Annotated in this window: 6 protein-coding genes; 1 reads left to right on the top strand and 5 read right to left on the bottom strand. The window is 73.9% G+C overall.

Going from position 1 to position 10,398, the window contains the following annotated elements:
- The 3 genes from AB6N23_RS13325 to AB6N23_RS13315 form a co-directional block, all read right to left on the bottom strand.
- A partial coding sequence (locus tag AB6N23_RS13325) for a DUF2304 domain-containing protein (RefSeq protein ID WP_412866521.1) occupies positions 1-409 on the bottom strand: 409 nt, incomplete at its 3' end.
- Positions 406-1,146 (bottom strand): glycosyltransferase family 2 protein, encoded by a 741-nt coding sequence (locus AB6N23_RS13320; RefSeq protein WP_412866520.1) that lies wholly within the window; start codon positions 1,144-1,146, stop codon positions 406-408. The genes AB6N23_RS13325 and AB6N23_RS13320, both read right to left, overlap by 4 nt.
- Positions 1,147-1,149: 3 nt before the next feature.
- Entirely contained in the window at positions 1,150-2,442 is a 1,293-nt protein-coding gene (locus tag AB6N23_RS13315; protein WP_412866519.1) for a hypothetical protein, read from the bottom strand.
- 70 nt (positions 2,443-2,512) lie between these two features.
- On the opposite strand from AB6N23_RS13315, the gene AB6N23_RS13310 reads away from it, so the two are divergent.
- Positions 2,513-3,412, top strand: coding sequence for a glycosyltransferase (locus AB6N23_RS13310; protein WP_412866518.1), 900 nt, complete (start codon positions 2,513-2,515; stop codon positions 3,410-3,412).
- Positions 3,413-3,419: 7 nt separating this feature from the next.
- Here the strand turns inward: AB6N23_RS13310 and AB6N23_RS13305 are convergent, their stop codons facing one another.
- Both AB6N23_RS13305 and AB6N23_RS13300 read right to left on the bottom strand, forming a co-directional pair.
- The gene (locus AB6N23_RS13305) at positions 3,420-5,624 is read right to left on the bottom strand and encodes a hypothetical protein (protein ID WP_412866517.1); all 2,205 of its coding nucleotides are present in this window, start codon (positions 5,622-5,624) and stop codon (positions 3,420-3,422) included.
- Between the two features lie 129 nt (positions 5,625-5,753).
- A complete protein-coding gene (locus tag AB6N23_RS13300) occupies positions 5,754-10,202 on the bottom strand; it encodes an Ig-like domain repeat protein (RefSeq protein ID WP_412866516.1) in 4,449 nt (1,482 codons plus the stop codon).
- Positions 10,203-10,398: the final 196 nt, after the last annotated feature.

Genomic DNA, 10,398 nt, shown 5'->3' with positions numbered 1-10,398 from the left:
GCGGTGCGGCGGCGGGTGCCGCCGGCTGGGCGACGCGACCGGGCGCCGGCGGCGCGCCACCCGTCGCGCGGGCCAGGTCCGTCACCTCGAGGCGCAGCAGCGCGATCTCCTCCGCGAGCGTGCGCGTCTCCTCCTCGAGCGAGGAGATCTCCGTGCTCAGCTGGATGACGACGACGAGCAGGACGAGGAAGCCGACGGCGAAGAGCAGGTTGACGGGGGCCTCGACGCCGACGACGTCGGCCAGCCAGAACGCCAGCCCGGGGAACGCGGCGACGACCGCGACGGCCACGGCGAGCGTGATCCACACGCCGGCGTACTTCTCCCGCATGCGCCGGGTGCGCAGCAGGAACGTCACGAGGACGACGAGCAGCACGCAGAGCGCGACGGCGAACAGGTAGCCGGAGATCATGCGGGGGACACCTCCGCGACGAGCGGCTCCGTCGGCCGCGAGAGGGCGATGACGAGCGCGAGCACCGCCCGGAGCAGGAAGACGGCGGCCTTGACGGGGCTGTGCGACGGGCGGCCGCCCGCGCGCACGCGCATCTCGACGCCCACCTGGCGGACCGTGAGTCCCGCGCGCGCGCCGATGACGAGGGACTCCACGGTGTCGCCGAGGTACTCCGCCGGGTAGTTGGCCGCGAAGAGCTGGATCGCGCGCCGGTTGCACGCCTTGAACCCGGACGTGGTGTCCGTCAGCCGCGTGCGGCACACGCGCGACAGGACGGTCGAGAGGATCTTCATCGACCACTGCCGCGGGCCGCGCACCGTGTAGGACCCGACGCCGGCGAACCGGGCGCCGATCACGACGTCGGCACCCTCGCGGTCCATCGTCTCCATGAGCGACGCGATGGCGGCGGGGTCGTGCTGCCCGTCCGCGTCGTGCTGCACCGTGCGCGCGTACCCGTTGCGGGCGGCGTACTTGTAGCCGGCGCGCATCGCGCCGCCGACGCCGAGGTTCACGGGGAGCTCGAGCACGCGCGCGCCCGCGGCACGCGCGACGTCGGTGCTGCGGTCCGTCGACCCGTCGTTCACGACGAGGACGTCGGCCTCCGGCACGACCGTCCGCAGCTCCGTGATGACGGCCCCGACGGTCTCCTCCTCGTTCCACGCGGGCACGATGACCAGCAGGGAGCGTTCGATGGGCATGGCTCAGACCTTAACCGGTGCCGAGGGCGCCCCTCGCAGGGCGACCGCGTGCGCCACGACGCCGACGAGCGGCCCGACGCCGAGGCTGAGGATGCCGCGCGCCTCGAGGGGCAGCGGGACGAGTAGCAGCGCGACGCTCGTCGCGGTCGCGAGCACCCACCCGGTCGCGAACGCGCGGTGCCGGCCGGTCGCCAGCACGGCGGCGCCCGTGAGCGTCAGCACCGCGAGGCCCGCGGCGGCGGCCGTGAGCAGGGCGAGCTGCCCGCCCGGCACGCGGTACCCGTCGCCGAAGAGCAGCTCCATGGCCCACGGCCCGAGGAGCCCGGCGGCAACCGCGGCGACGGCGCCGCCCGCGAGGACGAGGCGCAGGCTCGGCCAGAGCGCCCGGACGACGCCCTCGTCACGGTGGGCGAGGAAGTGCGTGATGGCGACGCCCTGGTAGGCCGTCAGCGGCACGAGCAGGGGCGCGCGGGTGACGGAGATCGCGAGCACGAACGGCGCGGCGGTGGCGTACTCGGCCGGGTCGGACGTGGCGCGCAGGAGGACGGTGAACCCGACGACGAGGGCGGCGCTCGCGGTGCCGGCGACGAGCGTGTGGCCGACGTGCCGCAGGAACGTGGCGCGGTCGACGTCCGCACGGGCGGTGGCGCCGGCGCGGACGTGTCGCGTGGTGGCGATGAGCAGCAGCCACGTGGCCGCGGCGGCGCCGGAGGCCGTCTGCAGCCCGACCGTCGTCGCCCCGAGCACCAGGACGGCGAGGACGAGCACGAGCCGGACGGTCGGCTCGGCGGCCACGGTCGCGGCGTACGGCGTCCAGGCACGCCGCCCGGCGAGTGCGCCGGCGACGGCGCTGTGCCCGGAGTACGCGAGCCCCGCGAGGGCCACGACCGCCACCAGCCAGACCCACGCGTCGCCGAGCACGCGGGCGCCCCACAGCGGCGAGGTCGCGGCCAGCAGCAGGGCGACCCCGGCGCCGACGAGCAGCCCCGCGGGCAGGACGCGCGCCCCGTTCTCCGCTCCCGTCGCGCCCGCCGGCGCGTCCGCGCCGCGCTCCCGCGCGCTCACGGCCCGCGTCGCCTCGTTCTGGACGCCCGCCAGCACGCCGAACACCCAGAACAGCAGCGACCAGAACGCGAGGAACTCGGCGTTCTCCGCCCTGTCGAGCGTGCGTGCGGCGACGAGCAGGACGACGTAGCTGGACGCGGCGCCGACCAGCGACGCCAGGCCGACGAGCGTCGCGCTGCGCGGCGAGATCGTCGCTGCGGCGGGGCTCTCGCCCGGGGGCTGGGTGGTCACGAGGTCGTAGTCTTGCCCATCGCGGGGCCGCGTCCCCGCACCCCGCCCGCCCCGCCGTCGGAAGGTCGTCATGCCGCTCGAGATCCTCGTGCCGTTCTGGGGGGACCTCGGCATGCTGCAGGAGACGGTCCGCAGCGTGCTCGCCCAGGACGACGACGACTGGGTGCTCACCGTGGTCGACGACGCGTACCCGGACCCCGCGGTCGGGGAGTGGTTCGCCACCCTCGACGACCCGCGCGTCACGTACGTGCGCAACGAGGTGAACCTCGGCATCACCGGCAACTTCCGGCGGTGCGCGCAGCTCGCGCAGCACGAGCGCGTCGTCATGCTGGGCTGCGACGACCTGCTGCTCCCCAACTACGTGCGCGTGGTGTCCCGTGCGCACCGCGAGGTGCCGGGGGCGACGATCATCCAGCCCGGCGTGCAGGTCGTCGACAGCGCCGGGCAGCCGTCGCGCACCCTCGTCGACGAGGTCAAGCAGCGGCTCGTCATGCCGCGCGGGAGCGGTCGACGCCTGGTGCAGGGGGAGCCGCTGGCGGCGAGCCTGCTCACCGGCAACTGGATGTACTGGCCGTCGCTCGCCTTCCGTCGCGACGCCCTCCGGTCCCACGACTTCCGCGACGACCTGCCGATCATCCAGGACCTCGCGCTCGTCATCGACGTGGTCGCCGACGGCGGCTCGCTCCTGATCGAGCCCGAGGTCTGCTTCGCGTACCGCCGGCACGACGCGAGCGCGTCGATGGAGCAGCTCGCCGACGGCCGCCGGTTCCGCGGCGAGCGCGAGTACTTCCGGCAGGCGGCCGCGCAGATGGACCGCGCCGGCTGGCCGCGCGCCGCACGGGCCGCGCGCGCGCACCTGACGTCCCGTGCGCACGCCCTCACGCTGCTGCCGCGGGCCGTCGTCGCACGGGACCGCGCCGTGCTGCGCACCCTGCTCGAGCACGCGACGGCGCGGGTCCCGCGCGGCTGACCGGCCGTCAGGGCACGTACCAGCCCTGCACGTCCGCGATGAGCTGCGACGTCCCCGCGTCGTTGTAGAAGCTCACGGTGCCGCCCGGCCCGAGCTTCGCGACCACGAGGTTCGCGATGTTCCGGCCGGCGTACGGGTTGAGGTTGGACGACGCCCTGCACGCGGCCGTCGGCGTCCCGCCGGGGCAGACCGAGACGTACGTGCGGCTCGTCGGCGCCGCGGCCGTCACGTTGAGCACCACGGCCGACGCGCCGGCGGGCGGGTCCGGCAGCGTCAGCGTGTGCAGGCCGCCGGGGCCGACCGGCTGGAAGGACATGGCCCGGCGCGGTGCCACGGCCACGTAGTCGTCGCCGGCGTCACCGCCCACGTACCAGCCCTGCGCGTCGGCGACGAGCGCGACGGTCCCCGCGTCGTTGTAGAGGCGGACGGTGTTGTCGGGCCCCAGCTTCACCACGACGAGGTTCGGCGTGTCCTCGCCCGCGTAGGGGTTCAGGTTGGACGACGCGCGGCACGTCTCGACGGGCGTGCCCCCGGGGCAGGCGGAGACGTACGTGCGCGACGACGGGCGGGCGGCGGTGACGTTGAGCACGACGGCCGTGGCGCCCGCGGGAGCGCCGGTGAGGCGCAGGTCGTGGACCTGGCCCGGACCGACCTCCTGGAACGCGAGCACGCGCGTGGGCGGCACCGCGGTGTACGTGGCGCCGCCGTCGGGCACGAAGAAGCCCTGCACGTCGGCGACGAGGTGGACGGTCCCGGCGTCGTTGTAGAACGTCACCGTCCCGCCCGGTCCGAGCTTCACCACGGCCATGTTCGGCGTGTCGCGCCCGGCGTAGGGGTTCACCGTCGAGGAGCTCCGGCACCGGTCGACGGGCGTGCCGCCGGGGCAGGCCGACACGTAGGTGTTGGCGGTGGGCCGGGCGACCGTCACGTTGAGGGCGACGGCGGTGGCGCCCGCGGGCACGTCGCGCAGGGTCAGCGTCGTCGTGCGGCCCGCGTCGACGCGCTCGAAGGCGAGGGCCCGCCACGGCGTCACGGCCGTGTACGTGGCGCCGACGGGGACGACGACGTCGCGGCAGCCGAGGGAGGTGCTCGGCCCGTCGGCGAGGTCGAGCGCCGTCACGCAGACGGTGTGGTCCCCACCCGTCGCCGGGAGCGCGACGCTGAAGCCGTGCAGGTCGCCACGTCCCCACGCCGCACCCACGTCGGGACGGGAGAGGTTCGCGCGGACCGTCGTCGGCGTGCCGTCGAGCTCGACCCGCACGCTCGTGGAGGCGTCGGCGTCCGGGTCGAGCGCCCAGCCGGTCACGGTGACGGTGTCGCCGCTCGCCGTCACGGAGTCGAGCGAGCCGACCGGCGCGCGGTTCGCGGGCGCGACGAACCAGTCCTGGAAGAAGGCCCAGAAGTTGCGGTTGCCGTACTCGGAGCAGCGGTCGCCCGTGCCGTACCCGGCCGCGAGCGCCGCCGCGTTCGGCTGGTAGGGCGTGTAGTTGTAGAGCCCGGCCGTCGCCTGGTTGCGGATGCGCACGGTGGACGAGCCGCAGTCGGGGTAGCGGCTGCTGAACCGGATCACGTTGTCCATCCCGGCGCGGTGCGGGTACCCGGCCGGGTTGAGGGCGTACCGGCGGAACTGGGCGGCCGCCGAGTACACCTGGTTGTGGAACCCGTAGTAGAGCGACTCGCAGCCCCCCGCGTCGGTGTCCGGGCACGCGTACCCGGCGGCCGCGCGGTACCGGCCGGGGTGCAGCGCGCTGCCCGACGCGGTGACCAGGCTCTGCTCCTTCTGCAGCAGCACGAGCAGCACCTGTGGGTTGACGCCGCACGACCGTGCCGTCTTCACGAGGATGGTCGCCGCGGACTCGTCGGCGGCGCCCGTGTAGCCGTCGGTGCAGCGCGGCGACGGCGCCCACGACGACGTGGTCTGCCGGAAGTCCTTGAGGCACGGCGTGCCGTCCGGCCCGGGGACGCAGCCGCGGCCCTTGTCGTCGAGGAACGCCTGCACCTGCGCGACCGTCATCGACGTGGAGTCCCAGAACTGCGCGTCGCTGATGAGGTTGCCGGGGTCGAAGCGGCTCGTGTCGGCGGCGGCCGCCGGCCCGGCGGGCAGCGCCGCGCCGGTCAGGCCGGCCGTCACCACGGCGACGGCCACGAGCGCGCGCAGCACCACGGCCACGGCGAGGGCGGGACGGGCGGACCGGCGGGGCGGGCGGGGCATGCGGACCTCGTTCTGCAGGACGGCGGCGGCCCGCGCAGCAGGCCGGGAAGACGCCGACGGGTGGCCGCAGCATGGTCGATCCCGGGGACCGACCGCAACGACCACCCGTCGGGTGCGCGTGCGGGACGACTACTCCACGAACCACCCCTGGACGTCCGCGATGAGCTGCGCGGTGCCCTGGTCGTTGTAGAACGTCACGGTGTTGCGCGGGCCGATCTTCACCATGACCATCCCCGCGACCGCCCGTTCCGCGTACGGGTTGAGGTTGGACGAGGTCTTGCAGTCGCCCACCGGGGTGCCGCCCGGGCACGCGGAGACGTACGTGTTGCGGTCGTGGTTCGCCGACGTGAGGTTCAGCGCGACCGCCGTGGCGCCCGCCGGGACGTCCGGGAGCGTCAGCGTGTACGTCTTGCCGCCCGCGACCTTCTGGAACGCCATGACGCGGGTCGGGCTGTTGGGCACGTAGCCCGAGCCCTCGGCCGCGCCCTCGACGAACCAGCCCTGGACGTCGGCGATCAGGTGCACCTGCCCGATGTTGTTGTAGAACTGCACCGTGTTGCCGGCGCCGAGCTTCACGACCACCGCGTTCGGCGTGCTGTTGCCCGCGTAGGGGTTGAGCGACGACGACGAGCTGCACGTCAGCATGGTCGTCCCGCCCGGGCACACGGAGACGTAGGTGTTCGCCGCCGGGTTGGCCGCCGTGACGTTGAGCGCCACCGCCGTGGCCCCCTTGGGCACGTCCCGCAGCGTCAGCGTGTGCATCTGCTTCGTGTCCATCGGCTGGAACGACATCGCGCGGTGCGGCGGGACGGACACGTAGCGGGCGCCCGTCGCGGTGCCCTCGGTGAACCAGCCCTGGACGTCGGCGATCATCTGCACGGTCCCGAGGTTGTTGTAGAACAGCACCTCGTTGTTCGGCCCGAGCTTCGCCACGACCATGTTCGCCGTGCTGCGGCCCGCGTAGGGGTTGAGGTTCGACGACGTCTTGCAGTCGTCGACGCGGGTGTCACCGGGGCAGACCGACACGTACGTGTTGGCGGTCGGGTTGGCCGCCGTCACGTTCAGCGCCACGGCCGTCGCGCCCTTCGGCACGTTGGTCAGCCGCAGCACGTGCGAGCGGCCCGAGCCGATCTCCTGGAACGACATCGCCCGGTACGGGGACACGGGCGTGTAGGAGGCGCCGGCCGGCGTGATCGTCTGCTCGAGCGTGCCCGAGCTCGTCCGCGCCGACGTGGAGTCGCCCACCCAGGTGGCCACGACCGCGTGCGTGCCGACCGCGAGCGTCGACGTCGTGAACGTCGCGACGCCCGACTTCATGGTGGCCTGCCCGAGCTTCGTCTCGCCGTCGTGGAACTCCACCGTGCCGGCGGGGGCCTTGCTCGGGCGCGACACGGTCGCGGTGAACGTGACCGACTGCTTCGAGGCGGCCGGGTTCGCCGAGCTCGTGAGGTCGACCGACACCTGGTTCTTCGTCAGCGACCGCGTCGCCGACGTGCCGATGACCTGGCCCTTGCTGTCGAGGGCCGCGACGCGCCAGAAGTAGCGAGTGCCGTCGGACAGGTACTTGGTGACGGCCCACGCGTTGTTCACCGTGGTGGCCGTCTCGTGCACCGACGCGAACGACGACGACGTGCTGACGTCGACGCGGTACGACGACGCGCCCTGCAGCGACGACCAGCGCAGCACCACGTCGTCCGACGTGAGCTCGACCTCGTCCCGCGGGTTCAGCAGCGCGGGCGTCTTGGCCGGGACGACGAAGTTCGTGCCGGACGTCCACGTGCCCGGGTTGTTCTTCACGTCCGCCTTGCGCACCCGCCAGCTGTAGTCGCCGACCGGCAGCGCGTCCTTGGGCGTGAAGGCCGGGTAGTACGTCGTGCCCGTGGTCACCCGGTTGGCGGCCGGGAAGTTCGGGTCCGTGCCGCGGAACACCTCGACGTAGTACGAGCCCGCCGCCGCGGTGGCCGACCACGTGAGGGTGGGCATGCCGCTGACGACGTTCGTGTCGGTCGTCGCCGGGGCGCTGGAGGACTTCTGGAACGTCCACGTCGGGCTGCTCGTCAGGGCCTGCCGCGCCTCGTCGATCGCCTGCACGCGCCAGTAGTAGACCGAGTCGGGGTACGTGGTGGACCACGGGGCGTAGAACGGCTGGTCGACCACCGCGCTGTCGACGACCTTGCTGAAGCCGGGATCGCTTGCGACCTCCACGCGGTACGCCTGGGCGCCCGGCGCGGGGCCGTCCCCGGGGGGCGGGGTGGTGGACGGGTTCTTCACCACGTAGTCGCCCCAGGCGAGGGAGACCTGGTCGCCGAAGGCGACCGGGGTGACCTCGTCGGGGTTCGCCGGCTGGGCGACCGCCGGGCTGATCTTCTGGAAGAAGCCGACCTTCGCCGGCTCGCTCTCGAAGGCGGCCTGCGGGCCCGGGCCGCAGACGGTGCGGCTGCGGCAGACCTGCGCGTACCAGTAGTACGACTGGTCGGCGCTGTTGTCCGGCAGCGCCTCGCGCGGCGTCAGCGACGGGAAGTGGGTGTCGTACGTGCGGACGACGTTCGTGAAGTACGGGTCCGTCGCCAGGTGCACGCGGTAGAAGAACGCGTCGCGGGCGCCGCCCCAGGTCAGGGTCGGGACGTCGGCGTTGCGGGAGCCCTGGGCCGGCCCGGTCGGCGTGACGAGCGTGACGGGCGCGACGGTGAACGTCGACACGGGCGAGTCCGCGATGGCCACGTCGTTCTTGTCGAACGCGCGGACGTACCACTTCCACGTGCCCGCCGGCAGCTGCGACGGGTGCGTGTACGCGGCCTGCGGCAGCTCGTCGTCGCCCGCCGTGAGCTCCTGGTACACGTTCGTGTCCGAGGACGCGTGGTAGACGCGGTAGTACGTGGCGTCGGCGACCGGCGACCACGTCAGGCTCGGCATGTCGCCCGCCTGCCCGAAGTTGTTCGCGGCCATGCCCGTGATCGACGGCCCGGGCGCTGTCGGTGCGACGAGCTCGAAGCGGCCGAAGGCGCCGGGGACCGGGGTGAGCGCGCCGCCTGCGGACACGCCGAGCACGTACCACTGGTAGGTCCCGGGGGCGATCTTGCCGCCCTCGCCGTCGGTGGGCGACCAGCTCGTGGAGTCCGTGTCGGCCGTCACCCGGGTGGTCGAGCCGTCCTTCATGAGGACGACCTGGTAGCGGTGGTACCCGGCGAGCGGCTGCCAGCGCAGCACCGGCGCGCTGACCTGCTCGCCGAACCGCGGGCTGTCCATCCGCACGGCGCTCTGGTCGAACGTGAAGCGCGCCGTCGTCGACCAGACGCCGAGGACCGACGTGGTGCCCGTCGGCGCGGTGTCGAGGCCGCGCACGCGCCAGTGGTACACGGTGCCGGGGTTGGGCTCGAACTCGCAGTCGGCGCCGACCGTGGTCGACGGGCGCGGCCGCGAGGAGATGGTGTGGGGCGCCAGCGTCGTGTGCAGGGTGCGGCACACGGTCGTCGCGGAGGTGCCGAAGTTCGGGTCCGTGCCGATGTGCACCTCGTAGGAGGACGCGTGCGGGACGGGCGTCCACGTGAGGCGGAAGGACTCGCGGGTGACCGTCCCGCCGATGGGCGAGGTGGGCTCCGGCTTGTTCGTCCACGCGCGCGTGAACTGCTTGGGCTCCGACCACGGGCCGTACTGCTTCATGGCCGCCGGCGCGGTCGCGACGGCGCGCACGCGCCAGTAGTAGCCGCCGGCGGGGTAGGTGATGGCGCGCGAGTACTGCGTGCCCATCACGGTCTGCCGGTCGATGACGTTGTTGGCCCAGTCGCCGTTGGGGCTGACCTCGAGCTCGTACGCGCGCGCCCCCGCGACCGGGGACCAGCGCAGGAGCACGTCCTGCACCTCCATACCCCTGTCGCCGGCGGTCATCGGCACGTCCTCGAGCGTCGGGCGGCCGACGGCGGCGCCCCACTCCACCGTGAACGACCGCGCCGACGACCAGGCGGTCGTGACGCCGTTGACGGCGGAGACGCCGCGCACGCGCCAGTAGTACGGCTTCTCCAGCGTCAGCGGGTCGGTGAGCGCGAGCGACGTGTTCGCCGTCGAGAAGACCGTGGCGCCGACGAAGTCGTCGGCGTCGTCGAGCTCGACCTCGTAGCCCTTCACGCCCGTGAGGACGCTCCAGCGCAGCACGGGTGCGTCGGCCGGGTAGGCGAGCGTGTCCTCGTGACCGGGCGACACCAGGTCCGGGCCCGCGCTCGCCTCCTTCACGAACGACGAGATCTCCCACGGCCCGACCTCGCTGCCGTTCACGGCCGCGACGCGCCAGTACACCCGGCCCGTCGGCAGGTCGTTCGGCGGCGTGGCGTGCAGGCCGAACGTGCTCGTCGTCCAGAGCTTCGTCGCGAAGCTCGACGCCGTCGCGACCTCGACGCGGTAGCCGGTGGCACCCGCGACGGGCTCCCACTCGAGGACCGGGTTGCCCGGCCCGTCGGCGAGCTGCTGGGGCACGGGGGCGGACGCGGGGGGTGCGGCGGTCGCGGGGGAGACCTGCGGTCCCACCACGAGTCCGAGGGCCAGCGCGGCGGTCGCGAGGACCGCCGTCGGTCGGCGCAGTGTCACGGGGTCTCCTCCGGGGCGGGGGAGGACGGTCCTTCCCCTGCCGCGGAGGATCGGCACGCGGCGCCCCGGGCTTGACCTCGGGCCGGTGGGCCGATCGGGTGAGCCGTGGCGCGCGGGCGGCCGCGCGCCCCGGCGCCCCGCCCCGCGAGGGGCCGGGCAGGCGGGCCGGGGCCGTCCCCGCCCCGCTCCCCCCGCC

The organism is Cellulomonas pasadenensis (assembly GCF_047229365.1).
Taxonomy (GTDB): Bacteria; Actinomycetota; Actinomycetes; order Actinomycetales; family Cellulomonadaceae; genus Cellulomonas.
The sequence above is the reverse complement of the archived record's forward strand: the minus strand, read 5'-3'. Positions and strand labels throughout refer to the sequence as shown.

Coding starts and splice junctions, on each gene's coding strand:
- AB6N23_RS13320 (WP_412866520.1), bottom strand. CDS start 1,146: ATGCCCATCGAACGCTCCCTGCTGGTCATCGTGCCCGCGTGGAACGAG.
- AB6N23_RS13310 (WP_412866518.1), top strand. CDS start 2,513: ATGCCGCTCGAGATCCTCGTGCCGTTCTGGGGGGACCTCGGCATGCTG.
- AB6N23_RS13305 (WP_412866517.1), bottom strand. CDS start 5,624: ATGCCCCGCCCGCCCCGCCGGTCCGCCCGTCCCGCCCTCGCCGTGGCC.